This window comes from Caulobacter endophyticus (assembly GCF_003116815.1).
GTDB lineage: Bacteria > Pseudomonadota > Alphaproteobacteria > Caulobacterales > Caulobacteraceae > Caulobacter > Caulobacter endophyticus.
On sequence record NZ_QDKQ01000023.1, the window covers coordinates 98,441 to 113,980 of the forward strand.

The 15,540-nt window shown below is 68.5% G+C and carries 17 protein-coding genes; 11 read left to right on the forward strand and 6 right to left on the reverse strand.

Annotation, left to right across the window (positions count from 1 at the left end; genetic code table 11):
* Positions 1–2: 2 nt before the first annotated feature.
* Complete coding sequence (locus DDF67_RS04585) at positions 3–332, reverse strand: hypothetical protein (protein ID WP_109099747.1); 330 nt, start codon at positions 330–332, stop codon at positions 3–5.
* 90 nt (positions 333–422) lie between these two features.
* Between DDF67_RS04585 and DDF67_RS04590 the strand changes: the two genes are divergently transcribed.
* The 3 genes from DDF67_RS04590 to DDF67_RS04600 all read left to right on the forward strand — a co-directional run bounded on the left by DDF67_RS04590 (position 423) and on the right by DDF67_RS04600 (position 2,491).
* Complete coding sequence (locus tag DDF67_RS04590; protein ID WP_109099748.1) at positions 423–650, forward strand: DUF1289 domain-containing protein; 228 nt, start codon at positions 423–425, stop codon at positions 648–650.
* Between the two features lie 290 nt (positions 651–940).
* Complete coding sequence (locus DDF67_RS04595) at positions 941–1,459, forward strand: TIGR02281 family clan AA aspartic protease (RefSeq protein ID WP_109099749.1); 519 nt, start codon at positions 941–943, stop codon at positions 1,457–1,459.
* 99 nt (positions 1,460–1,558) lie between these two features.
* The gene (locus DDF67_RS04600) at positions 1,559–2,491 is read left to right on the forward strand and encodes an AraC family transcriptional regulator (RefSeq protein WP_109099750.1); all 933 of its coding nucleotides are present in this window, start codon (positions 1,559–1,561) and stop codon (positions 2,489–2,491) included.
* Here DDF67_RS04600 and DDF67_RS04605 read toward each other — a convergent pair.
* Positions 2,478–3,821, reverse strand: a complete 1,344-nt coding sequence (locus tag DDF67_RS04605) for a dicarboxylate/amino acid:cation symporter (protein WP_109099751.1) — start codon at positions 3,819–3,821, stop codon at positions 2,478–2,480. The genes DDF67_RS04600 and DDF67_RS04605 overlap by 14 nt on opposite strands.
* 532 nt (positions 3,822–4,353) lie before the next feature.
* Here DDF67_RS04605 and DDF67_RS04610 point away from each other — a divergent pair.
* Both DDF67_RS04610 and DDF67_RS04615 read left to right on the forward strand, forming a co-directional pair.
* Entirely contained in the window at positions 4,354–4,611 is a 258-nt protein-coding gene (locus tag DDF67_RS04610; RefSeq protein WP_101713103.1) for a GlsB/YeaQ/YmgE family stress response membrane protein, read from the forward strand.
* Between the two features lie 125 nt (positions 4,612–4,736).
* Positions 4,737–5,723, forward strand: coding sequence for a pectinesterase family protein (locus DDF67_RS04615; RefSeq protein WP_109099752.1), 987 nt, complete (start codon positions 4,737–4,739; stop codon positions 5,721–5,723).
* A 6-nt stretch (positions 5,724–5,729) separates the two neighbouring features.
* Here DDF67_RS04615 and DDF67_RS04620 read toward each other — a convergent pair whose 3' ends face one another.
* Positions 5,730–6,977 (reverse strand): sugar MFS transporter, encoded by a 1,248-nt coding sequence (locus tag DDF67_RS04620; protein WP_233247540.1) that lies wholly within the window; start codon positions 6,975–6,977, stop codon positions 5,730–5,732.
* Positions 6,978–7,206: 229 nt separating this feature from the next.
* Between DDF67_RS04620 and DDF67_RS26225 the strand changes: the two genes are divergently transcribed.
* Complete coding sequence (locus DDF67_RS26225; protein ID WP_269845436.1) at positions 7,207–7,332, forward strand: hypothetical protein; 126 nt, start codon at positions 7,207–7,209, stop codon at positions 7,330–7,332.
* Between the two features lie 177 nt (positions 7,333–7,509).
* Here the strand turns inward: DDF67_RS26225 and DDF67_RS04625 are convergent, their stop codons facing one another.
* The 3 genes from DDF67_RS04625 to DDF67_RS04635 all read right to left on the reverse strand — a co-directional run bounded on the left by DDF67_RS04625 (position 7,510) and on the right by DDF67_RS04635 (position 11,500).
* Complete coding sequence (locus DDF67_RS04625; protein ID WP_158277988.1) at positions 7,510–8,748, reverse strand: FAD-dependent oxidoreductase; 1,239 nt, start codon at positions 8,746–8,748, stop codon at positions 7,510–7,512.
* A gap of 119 nt (positions 8,749–8,867) precedes the next feature.
* A complete protein-coding gene (locus DDF67_RS04630; RefSeq protein WP_109099755.1) occupies positions 8,868–11,030 on the reverse strand; it encodes a xanthine dehydrogenase family protein molybdopterin-binding subunit in 2,163 nt (720 codons plus the stop codon).
* A gap of 5 nt (positions 11,031–11,035) precedes the next feature.
* Positions 11,036–11,500 (reverse strand): (2Fe-2S)-binding protein, encoded by a 465-nt coding sequence (locus DDF67_RS04635; RefSeq protein WP_109099756.1) that lies wholly within the window; start codon positions 11,498–11,500, stop codon positions 11,036–11,038.
* 220 nt (positions 11,501–11,720) lie between these two features.
* On the opposite strand from DDF67_RS04635, the gene DDF67_RS04640 reads away from it, so the two are divergent.
* From DDF67_RS04640 to DDF67_RS04660, 5 genes are all read left to right on the forward strand, one after another.
* Complete coding sequence (locus DDF67_RS04640; protein WP_109099757.1) at positions 11,721–12,365, forward strand: DUF47 domain-containing protein; 645 nt, start codon at positions 11,721–11,723, stop codon at positions 12,363–12,365.
* A 12-nt stretch (positions 12,366–12,377) separates the two neighbouring features.
* Positions 12,378–13,379 (forward strand): inorganic phosphate transporter, encoded by a 1,002-nt coding sequence (locus DDF67_RS04645; RefSeq protein ID WP_109099758.1) that lies wholly within the window; start codon positions 12,378–12,380, stop codon positions 13,377–13,379.
* Complete coding sequence (locus tag DDF67_RS04650; RefSeq protein ID WP_109099759.1) at positions 13,376–13,945, forward strand: NUDIX hydrolase; 570 nt, start codon at positions 13,376–13,378, stop codon at positions 13,943–13,945. Before DDF67_RS04645 ends, DDF67_RS04650 begins: the two co-directional genes overlap by 4 nt.
* A gap of 63 nt (positions 13,946–14,008) precedes the next feature.
* Positions 14,009–14,734 (forward strand): endonuclease III domain-containing protein, encoded by a 726-nt coding sequence (locus DDF67_RS04655; RefSeq protein ID WP_109099760.1) that lies wholly within the window; start codon positions 14,009–14,011, stop codon positions 14,732–14,734.
* Positions 14,735–14,778: 44 nt separating this feature from the next.
* Entirely contained in the window at positions 14,779–15,531 is a 753-nt protein-coding gene (locus DDF67_RS04660) for a DUF72 domain-containing protein (RefSeq protein WP_109099761.1), read from the forward strand.
* Positions 15,532–15,540: the final 9 nt, after the last annotated feature.

Consider the following 15,540-nt stretch of genomic DNA (forward strand, 5'->3'; position numbering starts at 1 on the left):
CCTCAGCTGGCGATCAGACCCTTGCAAGTCACGTCGCGTTCCTGGATCAGCGCCGCCTTGGTCGCTTCGTCGGCCTTGGAGGCGGCGCGCTTGGCGTCGCTGCGGGCCGTGTCGGCGCGGTCGGAAGTGAAGGTGTGACGGCCACCGCGCTGATCCTTGATGAACTGCTTCAGCGCGGCCGGATCGGCCTCGCCCAGCGCCTCGGCCTCGGTCAGGCCCAGGCAGCGGTTGGCATGGATGAACTGGGCGTCGGTGACGCGCTCGGCGGCCAGGGCCGGAGCGGCGGCGGCGGTCAGCGAAGCGGCGGCGAGCAGAATAGTGGCGATACGCATGGCGGTGTCCCTCTGGATTAAAAGTGTGGGCGCAGGGCCGCATTGCGTCTGGCGACTTGCGCCCGACGCCGCGGATGGCGAAATTCGGTCATGACTTCAGAAAGCCGACCGCCCCGCCCCATCGTCACGCCCTGCATCAAGGTGTGCGCCGTGGATGGTGCGTCCGGCTTCTGTCTTGGCTGCCGGCGGACCCTGCAGGAGATCGCTGGCTGGTCGCGCTACAGCAACGAAGAGCGCGCGGCGATCATGGCCGCCCTGCCCCTTCGCCCCGATCCGATGGAAAGCCTGATGGCCGCCCAGTCGGTTGCGCGCAGTTGATTGGACTTCAGGTTCTCAAAAGAATTCCCTGAGTTTGCATCCAAGTTCTCCCCGAAGCGTCTGTTCGACGAAGAGAAAGATGCCGCCAGAGACCTGGACTTTGAAGTTAAATTCAGTCCATGAACTTTATTACACGTTCGCCCAGCAATGTTACGGCGAGTTAATTGGCCAAATGGCCAACACCTTGTTAACCAAGTAAATTCGACTTTCGATTCACCGCTTGCAAACGTCTTGCCGCCTATGGTGGCGACTAAGGGTCGTAGAAACGGCCGAAAAGCCTGCAAGGCGGGGTGTCTTCGATGTTCAAGTTCACGGCGATCGCGATTGTCGGTGCGCTGTCGGCGGTGGGCGCGGCCAAGGCCGTGACGACGCTCGACAGCACGCTCCGCCAATCGCCCCAGACCGTCCCGGCCACGGCGGCCGCCGCGACGCTCGGCGACGCCGGAGCCGCGCAACTGACCAAGGGTCCCGATGGCCACTTCTGGGCCGAGGCCAAGGTCGACGGCCGCGCTGTCCGCTTCCTCGTCGACACCGGCGCCACCGCCGTCTCGCTCAGCAAGGCCGACGCCCAGCGGTTGGGCATCGACCTCAGCAAGCTGAACTACGAGTACGACGTCGTCACCGCCGACGGCCGCACCCGCGCCGCCTCCGTGAAACTGGGCAGCGTCGCCATCGCCGGCGCAAAGGTCGCCAATGTCGACGCCCTGGTCATCGAAAGCGGCCTGGAGACCTCGCTGCTGGGCATGAGCTATCTGGGCCGCCTGTCGCGGTTCGAAGCCACGCCGCGGTCGCTGATCCTCCACCCCTGACAGCGACCGGGCGCATGATCGCCCGAAATTCTTGCACGATCCTGCGAAAGCAAGGCCCCACGCATGGGCGCCCGCGCGGGTTTGCGCTAACCTCCCGCCATGCTCATCACGTCAACGCCGGCCCAGGCTGGCTGCCCTCGCCATCCGGCCCTGGCCGAGGCGATTGAACGATCCGTCGCGACGGACGGCGTTCACCCGACCGCGATCCACGGCATGTGGCTGGCCCGGATGTCCGAGCCCAGCCCGCCCGTACACGGCGTTCACGAGGCCGCGGTCTGCATCATCGCCCAGGGCCGCAAGCAGGTGATGCTGGGCGAAGAGGTCTACATCTACGACCATGCCCGGTTCCTCGTCGTCTCGGTCGACGTGCCTGTCGTCGGCCAGGTCATCGAGGCCAGCACCGAAGCGCCGTATCTTTGCGTGCGCCTGGACATCGATCCGCGCCGCCTGAACGAGCTGATCCTCGAGATCGATCCGGGCCCCGTCCGCAACGCTCCGGCGCCCAGCCTGGCGCTCAGCGCCACAACGCCCGAACTGTTCGACGCCGTCGTGCGGCTGGTGAGCCTGCTCGAAACCCCTGGCGACATACCGGTGCTGGCGCCGCTGATCCAGCGCGAGATTCTCTATCGCCTGCTGCGCACCGACCAGGGACCGCGCCTGCGCGAGATCGCCGCCTGCGAAAGCCGCCTTGGCCAGGTCTCGCGCGCCATCCACTGGCTGAAGACGAACTACCAGCAGCCGTTCCGCATGGAGATCCTGGCGGCCGAGGCTCGGATGAGTCCCTCCGCCCTGCACCAGCACTTCAAGGCGGTCACGGCGATGAGCCCGCTGCAGTACCAGAAGCAGCTGCGCCTGCAGGAGGCGCGGCGACTGATCCTGGCCCAGGGCCTGGACGCCGCCACGGCGGGACACAACGTCGGCTACGACAGCCCCTCGCAGTTCAGCCGCGAGTACAGCCGACTATTCGGAGCGCCGCCGCTGCGCGACGCCACGCGGCTTCGTTCGCGCCCGGAACTCGTCAGGACTGCGTGACGGCGCCTTCCGGCGCGACGCCGGCCGCCGCGTCGTAGGCGGCCTGGTCGAGAATGCCTTCCTGCTTAGCCACCAGCGTGGGCACCAGGGCCTGACCGGCGACGTTCACGGCCGTGCGGCCCATGTCGAGGATCGGGTCGATGGCCAGCAGCAGCCCCGCGCCCTCCAGCGGCAGGCCCAGGGTCGACAGGGTCAGGGTCAGCATCACCGTCGCGCCCGTCAGGCCGGCCGTGGCGGCCGAGCCCAGCACCGAGACGGCGACGATCAGGGCGTAGTCCGTCAGGCCCAGCGGCAGGTGGTAGAACTGCGCGATGAAGATCGCCGACAGGGCCGGATAGATGGCCGCGCAGCCGTCCATCTTGGTGGTCGCGCCCAGCGGCACGGCGAAGGCGGCGTAGGCGCGCGGCACGCCCAGGCCGCCTTCCGTGACGGTCTCGGTCACCGGCAGCGTGCCGATCGACGAGCGCGACACGAAGGCCAGCTGGATGGCCGGCCAGGCGTTGGCGAAGAACTTCAGCGGGTTCAGGCCGTGGGCGGTCAGCAGGATCGGATAGACGACGAACAAGACCAGAGCCAGGCCCAGATAGATCGCGCCGGTGAAGGCGCCGAGCTGGCCCAGAGTCGTCCAGCCGTATTGCGCCACGGCGTTGCCGAGCAGGCCGACGGTGCCGATCGGCGTCAGGCGGATCACCCAGCTCAGCACCTTGCGCACCACGGCCAGCGCCGAGGCGTTGAAGGCCAGGAAGCCCTCGCCGGCCGGACCGACCCGCAGGGCGGCGATGCCGGCCGCCAGGGCGATGACCAGGATCTGCAGCACGTTGAACGAGAGCGAGGTGCTGGCGCCGGCCTCGCCGACCTTGGTCGAGGCGTTGAGGCCAAGGATGTTGGACGGCGCCAGGCCGGTCAGGAAGTCGAGCCACGAGCCGTTGGTGCGCGGGGCGGCCGCCGTGGCGGCGTCCAGGGCGGCATGGGCGCCCGGCTGCAGGACGACGCCCAGGGTGATGCCGATGGCCACCGCGATCAGGGCGGTGATCGCGAACCACAGCAGCGTCTTCCAGACCAGCCGCGCGGCGTTCTGCAGTTCCCGCAGATTGGCGATGCTGGCGACGATGGCCGTGAAGACCAGCGGCGGCACCAGCACGCGCAAAAGCTGGATGAAGATCGACCCGACCTGGTGCAGGGTCTCGGCCAGGGCGTGGCCGGCCTGACCGTCCTCGACGCCGAGCCGGCGGGCCAGCAGACCCAGCGCCAGACCGCCCACCATGCCGGCGAGGACCTGGACGCCAAAGCCGCTGATGAAGCGGCTGGAGGGGGCTGTCGCCTGGGCCATTGGGTCGTTCCTGCTCACATTCGGCGGTGATCAGTCGCCGTTCAACTCACGAAACACCGAAAGCTTGGTGACGACACGTGTCGCCTAGCTTCGAAACTGCAATTTCCTGCTCGCGCATATGGGCGCGGCGGTCGAACCAGTTTTTGTGCGATCCGGCGCCAGCCAAACTGCAAGCTCCACCAGTCCGGTCGGAATTGGGGGCGGCGGCGTGTCACATGGTAAACGCGGCGGGGGCTCCCTAGGGTGACCGCGCCCCCTTCCCTGTCTCGACCTTCCGGAGCCGCCATGAGCCTCTCCTTCCTGTTCGGCGCGATCATCGGATCCGGCCTGTTCATCCTGCTCGGTCGCGGCCCGGTGGAAAAGCTGCTGGCGGTGATCCAGGAGCGCGTCGGCAAGCGCTGAGAAGTTCCAAGCGAGGCCGGCCTATATTCGCCGGCGATACACGCGATCGTGTCGGAACGAAGTCTTGGGAAGCGCCTTTCTTCTGCATCAGACGCGCTGCGGCGCGCCAGGAAATGTTCAGGAGGCGCTCATGTCCATTCTCGCCTGGATCGTTCTGGGTCTCGTGGCCGGCTTCATCGCCAGCAAGCTCGTTAGCCGCAGCGGCGGCAGCCTGCTCGTCGATCTTGTGCTCGGCATCGTCGGCGCGCTGGTCGGCGGTTTCGTGTTCAACCAGTTCGGCGCCTCGGGCGTGTCGGGCTTCAACCTCTACAGCCTGCTGGTAGCCACTGTCGGCGCGGTGATCGTGCTGGCCATCTACCACCTGCTGGCCGGACGCCGCGCGCTATAGCGACGACCAGATTCGAAACGAAGAAACGCCTTCGGCCCCGGGCCGGAGGCGTTTTCTTTTGCCGCGACTAGCGCGATGTCTACCGGTGTCATACTCCTGGCGAAAAGATGTCGGGAGGAAGAGGCATGGCCCACCAAAGTCTGGTCGCACGTCTGACGCTGGCCGCGACGGCGCTAACCGCTCTCATTGGCGCAGCGCCGCTACGGCTGACCGTGGCGACCGATGGCCAGGCCGATCACCGCACGCTGCAGGCCGCCATCGACGCCCTGCCCGACACCGGCGGCGAGATCGCCATCGCGCCGGGGACCTACCGCGAGAAGCTGTCAGTTCCTCGCAACCGCGTACGCCTGGTCGGCAAGGGCAAGCGCCCGCAGGACGTGGTGCTGGTCTATGGCGACGCCTCGGCCACCGTCGGCGGCACGCTGAAATCCTCCTCCGTCACGGTGGCGGGCGACGATTTCCTGGCCCGTAACCTGACCATCCAGAACGACTACCACCTCCATAACGACAAGCCTTCTCAGGCCGTGGCCCTGGCGCTGATGGGCGATCGGGCCCAGCTCTACAGGGTGCGCCTGCTGGGCGCGCAGGACACGCTCTACGCCGCCAGCCGCAAAGGCAGGCCGCCGAGCCGGCAGTACTTCCGCGACTGCTACATCGAGGGGCATGTCGACTTCATCTTCGGCGACAGCAAGGCCGTCTTCGACCGCTGCCAGATTCATGGCATCGCCAACGCCACGGTGATGATCACCGCCCAGAGCAAGAGCAGCCCCGAACAGGACAGCGGCTACGTCTTCGACCGCTGCACGATCACCGCCGACCCGAAGGTGGGCGAGCTGTGGCTGGGCCGCGCCTGGCGCCCCTACGCCACCGTCGTCTTCCTGCGCACCAGGATCGACGCCGACCTGCAGCCCAGGGGCTGGCGGGAATGGACGCCGGGCAAGACCGACACCTTCAAGACGGCCTACTACGCCGAATACGCCTCGACCGGGCGCGGGGCGAACCCCGCCGCGCGCGAGCCGAGCGCTCATGCGCTGGACGCGAAAATGGCGGAGCGCTGGGCGCCCCGCCGCTTTCTCTCGGGGCCGGACGGTTGGACGCCTGGCCGTTTCTAGAGCCGGCTACTCGGCCGGGGCCGTCGCCAGTTCATCCTGAGCGAACAGCGCCGGCGCCGGCTTGCGGGCCGACCAGCCGAAGGCGGCGATGATGACATAGCAGGCCGCCGGCAGCAGGAAGGCCAGGCCCAGGCCGAAATGGTCGCCCAGGAAGCCGGTGGCCGGCGGGATCAGCGCGCCACCGACGATGGCCATGCACAGCAGGCCCGAGGCCTGCGGCGTGCGGTGGCCCATACCCTCGATGCCGAGGGTGAAGATGGTCGGGAACATGATCGAGTTGAAGAAGCCGATGGCGATCAGGGCGTAGCCGGCCTGCGGACCGGTGCTGAAGGCCGAGACCACGATCAGCACGATGGCGGCCAGCGAAGCCACCGTCAGCACCTTGCCGGGCGAGACCTTGGCCAGGATGAACGAGCCGAAGAAGCGGCCGATGGTGGCGCCGCCCCAGTACCAGGCGACCATGCTGCCGGCCTTCGCCAGGGTCAGGCCAAGGGTGCTGGGCTGGGTCAGGTAGGTGGTCATGTAGGTGCCGATGGCCACCTCAGCGCCGACATAGACGAAGATGCACAGCACGGCGAAGGCCAGGCGTGGATATTTCAGCATGCCGAGCATCTCGCCTACGCCGACGGCTTTTTCGGCCCGCGGGGCGGCCGGATTCTTGCGCAGCAGCCAGAACAGCACTGCAAGCGCCAGCAGCACGCCGGCGATGATCAGGTAGGGCGTCTGCACCGCCTGGGCCTGGGTGTGGCGCACGACCGCCAGCTGGGCGGCGGTCAGGGTGGCCGGATCGGGCGCCTTCTCGATGTGGCTGAGGATCAGAGCCGCGCCGACGAAGGGCGCCAGGAAGGTGCCGACCGAATTCAGGAACTGGGCGAAGGTCAGGCGGGCCGAAGCGGTCTCGCTCTTGCCGAGGATGGCGACCAGCGGATTGGCGGCCACCTGCAGGATGGTGATGCCCGAAGCCAGCACGAACAGCGCCGCCAGGAAGCCCTCGTAGACGCCGGCGTTGGCGGCCGGGGCGAACATCAGGCAGCCGACCATCATGATCAGCAGGCCGACGACGACGGTGCGCAGATAGCCGACCTTGGCCAGCAGGAAGCTCGCCGGCAGCGAGACGACGGCATAGCCGATGAAGAAGGCGAACTGGGTGAGGCCCGTCTCGAAGTTGGAGAGCGAAAACAGCGACTTCAGCGCCGGGGCCACGAGATCGACCAGGCAGGTCGAGAAGCCCCAGGCGAAGAATAGAAGAATCACGAAGGGCAGCAGCGCCTGCCCTTTTCCGCTCCCGACGCCGCTCGCCGGCGCCGTGCCGCCCATGCCTGCCATCTGTGTTTCTCTCCCCTGTCCGTCTTCGCGGTACGGCGTAGTCGCGCCGAACGTGACAACGTTGTCAACCTCAAAGCCGGTTTCTCCCCATTGGGACCGGTATCAACCGGAACCCCGGACATGCGACGCCGTTGGAGCCGAAGCTGGGAGAACGGGCATGTCTTCGATCGTCGTGGTGATCGTCTGCGGCGCGGTGGCGATGGTCGCCGCGATAGGCCTTGCAGATGCTTTCGTGCATCTGGCCTGCTGGAGCGCGCGGGGTTTCAGGCGGCCCAAGCCGTAGCCGCCGCGCGGCGGCCCTTGTCGGCCCTTCGGGCGACCACTCTTCCAGGAAGGGATCTTTGGCGGCGAATCTGCCCCCATGGGCCCTCGCCACGGGGGCGAGGGAGGCGGCGTTACTGGTGTGGGAACATCGGAGAGAACCTGGCCCGATCGGCCAGCCGCTCCCCCTTCCCGCCCCTTAAGCCGCGATCCTCGCCGGGGCGACCACGCGGGTCAGCACCGTGGCGGCGGCGGCGAGGCCGGTGCGGATGGACTGGTCGTCGGCGCTGTCGCCGTGGGTTCCGGCCCGTCCGGCCAAGTGCAGGCCGGCGAAGTGCAGGCGCAGGTCCAGGCCGATCATCTTCAGATGCTCGTCGCAGGCCTCGTCATGGATCGGATGGACCTTGTGCTGGCGCACGACGCGGGCCGCGCGCACAGAGCCCGGCGCAATCAGGCCCAGGCGACCCGCCTCGGCCGAGGCCTGGGCGACCAGGGTCTCGTCGTCGGCGGTCCACAGGGCGTCGCCCTCGAAGCAGTAATAGTCGAGCGCCAAGGCCTCGCCGTCCAGCGCCCGCACGCGCGCGGCCTTGATCGACGCGCCGTGAATCTCGGCCAGGGCCGGCGCGCGCCGGCGCCCCGGCTCGGCGGCGAAGGCGACGGTGACCTGGTCGCGGTACATCAGCTCGCAGGCATGGAACAGGCTGATCGGCGTCGGGGTCAGGGCGCCCATCAGCTCGCGCAGCGGCATGGTGGAGATCACCTGGTCGGCGGTGAAGGTTTCCTCGCAGCCATCGGGCCCAAGCGCCGACACCGTCCAGACGCTCGTCGTCCAGTCACGGCGCAGGCCAACGACCCGGCGCTCGAGACGGATCTCGCCCCCGGCTTGGGCGATGGTCTCGGCGCAGGCCTTCCACAACTGGCCCGTGCCCTGGCGCGGCCGAACGCCGGCCTCGGACCGGAAGCTGGGACAGGCCGGCTGAGCCGGGGTTTCCTCCGGACGCAGCGCCCACAGCTTTTCGGCATAGGCGCCCAGGCGGCGGGCGACGCGACGGCCGAACCGCCGGGTCAGCCACTCGCCGAGGGTCCTGGAACTGGCGATGGGGCGAAGCTTGGCGCTGATCAGGGCGCCGAGCGCCGCGCCGGGCTGGCCGCGGCGCGCGCGTCCCTCGCCTTCCAGGCGCATGGCGCCGGGGGCGATTTCCAGCTCGTCGGGCAGCAGCGCCGTCCAGAAGGCGCGGATGGCGGGATCGGCCGAGGACAGGCGGCGCCCCGAGACGTCGAGCCGGAAGCCGTCGAACGACAGCGTGCGGGCCGCGCCGCCGACGCTGCCTTGCGCCTCCAGCACCGTCACCGTCCGGCCGGCGCGGGCCAGGGCGTGGGCGGCCGAAAGCCCGGCGGCCCCGGCCCCGATCACCAGCGTCTCGACGTGTTCGCCCATGTTTCCGCTCCCCGAAATCAGGCTTCGAGGATCGGCCGACAAGGTTAAGAACATCGTTCAGAAACAGGGCTCCCAAGGCCAAGGCGGGGCCTTGGGACGCTATGTCGCGGGTCCTTGGCTCAGGCCAGCTGGTCACCGACCGGCAGGCTGCGAATGCGCTTGCCGGTCGCCGCGAAGATGGCGTTGCACAGGGCGGCCGGGGCCGGCGGCAGGACCGGCTCGCCCAGGCCCGTGGGGCGGTTGTCGCTGAGCAGGTAGTGCACCTCGATCGGCGGGGCTTCGCTCATCCGCAGCAGCGGGAAGTCGCCGAAATTGCTTTCCACCGCCGCGCCGTTCTCGAAGGTGATCTTCTGGTGCAGCGTGCTGCCGATGGCGTCCAGGATCGAGCCCTGCACCTGGTGGTCGGCGCCGGTGGGATTGATGATCTGGCGGCCGACGTCGGCGGCGACCCAGGCCTTCTCGACCTTGACCTTGCCCTCCGCGACCGAGACTTCCATGACCACGGCCACATAGCCCAGGTGGCTGAAGTGGCAGGCCACGCCCAGCCCGCTGCCCTTGGGCAGCTTGCGGCCCCAGCCGGACTTCTCGGCGACGAGGTCGAGCACCCCGCGCATGCGACCGGTATGGAAGCTGTCGTTCTGATCGGGCGGACCGATCAGGCGCGGCTGGCCCAACAGCTTGCGGCGGAACTCCACGGGATCGGTCTTGGCGGCCAGGGCCACCTCGTCGGTGAAGCTCTGGATCACGAAGCCGAAGGCGTTGTTGCCGGGCGCGCGCAGCGGTCCGGTCGGAATGCCCAGCGGCATCACCGAGACGTCGTGCTGGTAGTTGGCCACCGCGCCGGCCGGGAACTGGCTGGAATTCATGCCGCCCGAGCGCACGAAGGTTTCGCCCTCGCCGAAGCTGACGAAATGGTCGCGCCAGGCGACGAGGTCGCCCTTGGCGTCGAGACCGGCGGTGAAGTTGTGCCAGCCGCCGGGGCGATAGAAGTCGTGCTGGATGTCGTCCTCGCGGGTCCAGATCAACTGGACCGGGGCGTCGACCTTGCTGGCGATGAAGGCGGCCTCGACCATGTAGTCGTTGACCAGCCTCCGCCCGAACCCGCCGCCGCAGCGGATCAGGTGGATGGTGACGTTCTCGGGCGGGACGTTCAGGGTCTTGGCGACAAGGGCGCGGCCGGGCTCGGGGTTCTGGGTCGGGGCCCAGATCTCGACCTTGCCGTCCTTGACGTGGGCCGTGCAGTTCTGCGGCTCCAGCGGCGCGTGGGCGATGAAGGGGTAGTCGTAGGCGGCCTCGACGATCTTGGCCGCGCCCTTCAGGGCGGCGGGGACGTCGCCATCGGCGCGGGCCGTGCGTTGGGGCGGCCCCTTGGCGAACTCGGCGGCCTTCGCGGCCAGGGAGGCGGTGCTCTGGGCGCTGGTCGGGTGGTCGGCCCACGTGACCTCGAGCGCGTTGCGGCCCCGGCGGGCGGCCCACCAGCTGTCGGCGACGACGGCGACGCCCGGCAGAAGGCCGTCCAAAGCCGCTCCGCCCTCGACCACGAAGGCTTCGCGCACGCCCTTCACGGCCTTGGCCGCGGCGAGATCCGCGGCGGCGACCTTGGCGGCGTAGGTCGGAGCCTTGAGGAAGGTGGCGTAGACCATCCCGGGCAGGCGCACGTCGATGCCGAACAGCGGCTTGCCGGTGACGATCGCCTCGTTGTCGGTCTGGACGTGGCTCTTGCCGATGATGCGGAAGGCCTTGGGATCCTTCAGCGTCAGGGTCTTGGGATCAGGCGGGGCGATGGCGGCGGCGGCCTGCGCCAGCTCGCCATAGGAGAGTTCGCGGCCGCTGGCGTGGACCACGCGGCCGGGCTGGGTGGAGAGCTCCGAGGACGGAACGTTCAGCCGGCCGGCGGCGGCCTGGATCAGCATCCAGCGGCCGGCGGCCCCGACCCGGCGCATGCCGTCCCATTCCAGCGTGGTGGCCATCGAGCCGCCGGCGACCTGGCGGCCGTAGACCTTGGTGTCGGCCAGGGCCTGCTCGACGACCACGTCCTCCCAGGCGACGTCGAGCTCCTCGGCGATGATCATCGGCAGGGCCGTGCGCATGCCCTGCCCCACTTCCGGAATCTTGGAGGCGATGGTCGCCTTGCCGTCGGGCGAGACCTTCAGATAGGCGCTGAGCGTGGCCCTGCCCGCGGCCTGGGCCTCGCTTCCGATATCGAACGACAGCAGGAGGCCGCCGCCGACGGCGGTGGACGAGGCCAGGAACAGACGGCGGGAAAGCACGGGGGCGTTCATGGCGCTCAAGCCTCCGCCTGGCCGGAGGCCGATTTGATGGCCTTGCGGATCCGCGGATAGGTGGCGCAGCGGCAGAGATTTCCGTCCATCGCCGCGTCGATCTGCGCATCCGTCGGCTTGGGGGTGGCGACCAGCAGGGCCGTGGCCGACATGATCTGTCCGGCCTGGCAGTAACCGCACTGGGGCACGTCGAGGCTCTTCCAGGCCTCCTGCACCTTGGCGCCCACCGGATTGGCGGCGATCCCCTCGATGGTGGTTACCGCCTTGGTCCCGACACGCGAGACGGGCGTGACGCAGGCGCGCACTGGAACCCCGTCCAGATGCACCGTGCAGGCGCCGCATTGGGCCACGCCGCAGCCGTACTTGGTTCCGACCAGGTCCAGCAGGTCGCGCAGCACCCACAGCAGGGGCGTGCTGGGTTCGGTATCGACGGTGTGGGCCGATCCGTTGACCGTCAGGGTGTAGGCCATGCGCGCGACTCCGGCAGGTGGAGCGTCATCTTGCCGCAACCTTCGCAACCTGCCGAGCGCGATGAGCCGCAGCCCCGGCCGAGCAGCGATTTGTCACAAAAGTTTCACGCAGGGCTTGAAAGCCCGCCGCTTCCGTGGTTCCGGTCCGCCCAATGCGCGGATGCTCCCGGTACGGACGTCCGCGTTTTTCGTTCGCGCTTCGAACAGAGGATGAAGCGACATGCTGGGTTTGTTCCGGGCGATCATGCCCAAGGAAGACCGGTTCTTCGATCTTTTCGCTCAGCACGCCGCGACGCTGGTGGCCGGCTCCAAGGCCCTCAGCGACCTGATGAGCGGCGCCGACAGCATCGAGGCCGCGACCGCGCGAGTGAACCTGCACGAGGAAGAGGCCGACGAGGTCACCCGCCAGGTGATGCAGGCCGTCCGCCGCAGCTTCATCACGCCGTTCGACCGTAGCGACATTCAGGACCTGACGACGTCGCTGGACGACGCCATCGACCAGATGCGTAAGACCGCCAAGGTGGTCAGCCTGTTCGAGGTCACCACCTTCGAGCCGCAGATGAAGGCGATGGCCCAGATCATCGTCCAGGCCGCCGACCTGACGGCCGAGGCCGTGTCGCTGCTGCCCAAGATGCGCAACAACGCCCAGCGCCTTTCGGACCTGGCCGTGAAGATCACCCAGATCGAGGAACAGGCCGACCAGATGTACGACATCGGTCGCAAGGAGCTGTTCCTGGCTCACCGCGACAAGGACCCGATGGCCTTCATCGTGGGCATCGACATCTACAGTCACCTGGAAAAGGTCGTCGACCGCTTCGAGGACGTGGCCAACCGCATCAGCGGCATCGTGGTCGAGCAGGTCTAAAGAGCGCGCGCCGTGGACCCCACGCTCCTCATCCTGGTGTTCCTGGTGGTCGTCGCCCTGGCGTTCGACTTCCTGAACGGGCTGCACGACGCGGCCAATTCGATCGCCACCATCGTCTCCACCCGCGTGCTCTCGGCCAAGTGGGCGGTGATCTGGGCGGCCTTCTTCAACTTCATCGCCTTCATGTTCGTCGGGCTGGGCGTGGCCAAGACCGTCGGCTCGGGCATCATCGATCCGCACATCATCAGCGACCGCCTGATCTTCGCGGCCCTGATGGGCGCGATCAGCTGGAACCTGATCACCTGGTGGGCGGCGATCCCCTCCTCCAGCTCGCACGCCCTGATCGGCGCCCTGGTCGGCGCCTCGGTGGCCAAGGTCGGCGGCCTGGGCGCGGTGCAGTGGGCGGGCCTTGGCAAGACCGCCGCGGGCATCATCGTCTCGCCGACGATCGGCTTCGCCCTGGCGCTGCTGCTGGTGCTGATCGTCTCGTGGACCTTCCTGAAGAGCTCGCCGTTCTGGGCCGATCGGGTGTTCCGCAAGCTGCAGTTCGTCTCGGCCGCCTTCTACTCGCTCGGCCACGGCGGCAACGACGCGCAGAAGACCATGGGCATCATCGCCGCCCTGCTGTTCGCCCACGGCGCGACGCACCAGCCGGGCTACATTCCGTTCTGGGTGGTCATCACCTGCCAGGCGGCCATGGGCCTTGGCACGCTGTTCGGCGGCTGGCGCATCGTCCACACCATGGGCAGCAAGATCACCCGCCTGACCCCGATGCAGGGCTTCTGCGCCGAGACCGGCGGGGCGATCACCTTGTTCATTGCGACCCACCTGGGCGTTCCGGTATCGACGACTCACACGATCACTGGCGCTATTGTCGGCGTGGGCGCATCGCGGCGCGTTTCGGCCGTGCGCTGGGGTATCGCCAAGAACATCGTGACGGCCTGGATCGTCACGCTCCCTGCGGCCGGGCTGATGGCCGTGGCGTTCTACTATCTTGGGTTCTGGATGCAGTGACGGACGGGACGGTCAAGCAGACCGGCGGGACCAAAGGCGGCGGAAAGCGTCGCCAGGTCGCCGCCCTGCCCTGGCGCGCGCAAGGCGCCGGGCTTGAGATCCTGCTCGTCTCGTCGCGCGAGACGCGGCGCTGGGTGATCCCCAAGGGCTGGCCGATGAAGGACCGGCTCGACCACCAGGCCGCCGCCCAGGAAGCCTACGAAGAGGCAGGCCTCGACGGGGTGATCGTTGAGACCCCTTTCGGCGACTACGAGTACCTCAAGCGGCTGAAGAGCGGCGCGGGTCGGCTCGTCAAGGTCGACGTCTATCCGATGAAGGTCACCGGCGAGCACGCGACCTGGCCCGAGAAGGGCCAGCGCACTCTGCGCTGGGTCACGCCGGTCGAGGCCGCCTTGGCGGTGCAGGAGCCGGAGTTGCGCGCCCTGATCGCCCGCTTCGCCCAGATCGACCTTCCCGCCGACGAGCGGCCGCAGACCGCGCCGGCCCCGACTCCCATGCTAGTGGCCCTGCAGCGCCTGCGCCGCCGTGTCACCGTCCTGTGGGGACGCGCCCGCCGACGGGGCTGAGCCCTCTCGACAATCGCTGGCCAGGAACATAATGTTCTCATTATGTTCACGCGAGGCGAGCGCATGCAGCTGTCCCTCTGTCTGGCCCGGTCGCCGCTCGAAGACGTGCGCGACGTCCTGCTGGCCGCTTTCGGGCCTCAGCGCCCCAAGGCGCGGATGGACCCCGTTTCGCAGCTGGTCAAGTCGTCGATAAGCCACCGCACGCTGGACGCCGTCTCGTGGGCGGCGTTCCTGCGGCTGCAGGGGGCGTTCCGCACCTGGGAGGACTTGGCCGCGGCCGAGCCGGAAGAGGTGCTGGGCCTGATCGGCGACGTCACACACGCGCCTGACAAGGCCCGTCGCCTGCCCATCGCCCTGAGGATGATCCAGGATCGCATTGGCTGGCTGTCGTTGAGCCACCTACGCAATCTCACCATCGAGCAGGCCCGTCACGAACTGCGCGCCCTGCCGGGCGTTGGCCAGAAGGTGGCCGCCAGCGTGCTCAACTTCAGCAGCCTCGCCATGCGCGACCTGGTGGTCGACAGTCACGTCCACCGCACCGCCCAGCGTCTGGGCCTGGTTGGCCCCGGCGATCCCACGCACAGCTACCACGCCCTGATGGCCCTGGCGCCCGACGCCTGGACCGCCGACGACCTGTTCGAACTGCACTGCCTGATGAAGCATGGCCTGGGCCAGATGCTGTGCCCGCACGACGCCCCCAAATGCGGGGCCTGTCCGCTGAAGGCCCAGTGCCGACGCATCGGCGTAGAGGGCGCAACGGTGCTGGCCTGGCGGCCGCGCTCCGGCTGAAAGGACCTACTGAACCTGAACGCCGCGCCGCGCGCTGACCCTGAATGACCATCCGCATCGGCACGGCCGGCTGGAGTTTTCCGCGCGCCCTGGAGGCGTTCCCGGCCAACGGGACCGGGCTGGAGCGCTACGCGGCCGTGTTCGACTGCGTGGAGATCAACTCGTCGTTCTACCGGCCGCACCAGCGCAAGACCTACGAGCGCTGGGCGGCCGGCACGCCGGAGGCTTTCCGGTTCGCGGTAAAGGCGCCCAGGACGATCACCCACGAGCAGCGGCTACACGCTTGCGACGACCTTGTGGCGCGGTTCCTGGACGAGACTGACGGCCTGGGCGCTAGGCGCGGCCCGCTGCTGATCCAGCTGCCGCCCAGCCTCAGGTTCGACGCCGACGCCGCCGAGCGGTTCCTGGCCGATTGGCGCCGTCGGACCGATGCGGCGACCGTGCTGGAGCCTCGCCACGCCACATGGTTCTCGCCGGAGGCCGAGACCCTGCTGGCCTCGTTCGCCGTGGCTCGCGTCGCGGCCGATCCCGCCATCGTTCCGCGGGCGGCGGAGCCTGGCGGCGCGCCAGGCCTTATCTATCGCCGCTGGCACGGCTCGCCGGTGATCTACGAGAGCGCTTATCCGCCCGAGGCGCTGGAAGACCTTGCGACACAGTTGCGATCCGAGATTGGCTCGGCCGAGACTTGGTGCATCTTCGACAACACCAAGTTCGGCGCGGCCACGAGCGACGCCCTGGAACTGCGCAGGCAGGCTGGGGCCGCTCGCCTATCGCTCGTCGTTCCGGAAAGCCCGTAGGGCCTGTTC

What these genes read in the sequence shown, in the direction of transcription:
- DDF67_RS04585 (WP_109099747.1), bottom strand. Translation starts at nt 332, where the DNA reads ATGCGTATCGCCACTATTCTGCTCGCCGCCGCTTCGCTGACCGCCGCC.
- DDF67_RS04590 (WP_109099748.1), top strand. Translation starts at nt 423, where the DNA reads ATGACTTCAGAAAGCCGACCGCCCCGCCCCATCGTCACGCCCTGCATC.
- DDF67_RS04600 (WP_109099750.1), top strand. Translation starts at nt 1,559, where the DNA reads ATGCTCATCACGTCAACGCCGGCCCAGGCTGGCTGCCCTCGCCATCCG.
- DDF67_RS04605 (WP_109099751.1), bottom strand. Translation starts at nt 3,821, where the DNA reads ATGGCCCAGGCGACAGCCCCCTCCAGCCGCTTCATCAGCGGCTTTGGC.
- DDF67_RS04610 (WP_101713103.1), top strand. Translation starts at nt 4,354, where the DNA reads ATGTCCATTCTCGCCTGGATCGTTCTGGGTCTCGTGGCCGGCTTCATC.
- DDF67_RS04615 (WP_109099752.1), top strand. Translation starts at nt 4,737, where the DNA reads ATGGCCCACCAAAGTCTGGTCGCACGTCTGACGCTGGCCGCGACGGCG.
- DDF67_RS26225 (WP_269845436.1), top strand. Translation starts at nt 7,207, where the DNA reads ATGTCTTCGATCGTCGTGGTGATCGTCTGCGGCGCGGTGGCGATGGTC.
- DDF67_RS04625 (WP_158277988.1), bottom strand. Translation starts at nt 8,748, where the DNA reads ATGGGCGAACACGTCGAGACGCTGGTGATCGGGGCCGGGGCCGCCGGG.
- DDF67_RS04630 (WP_109099755.1), bottom strand. Translation starts at nt 11,030, where the DNA reads ATGAACGCCCCCGTGCTTTCCCGCCGTCTGTTCCTGGCCTCGTCCACC.
- DDF67_RS04635 (WP_109099756.1), bottom strand. Translation starts at nt 11,500, where the DNA reads ATGGCCTACACCCTGACGGTCAACGGATCGGCCCACACCGTCGATACC.
- DDF67_RS04640 (WP_109099757.1), top strand. Translation starts at nt 11,721, where the DNA reads ATGCTGGGTTTGTTCCGGGCGATCATGCCCAAGGAAGACCGGTTCTTC.
- DDF67_RS04655 (WP_109099760.1), top strand. Translation starts at nt 14,009, where the DNA reads ATGCAGCTGTCCCTCTGTCTGGCCCGGTCGCCGCTCGAAGACGTGCGC.
- DDF67_RS04660 (WP_109099761.1), top strand. Translation starts at nt 14,779, where the DNA reads ATGACCATCCGCATCGGCACGGCCGGCTGGAGTTTTCCGCGCGCCCTG.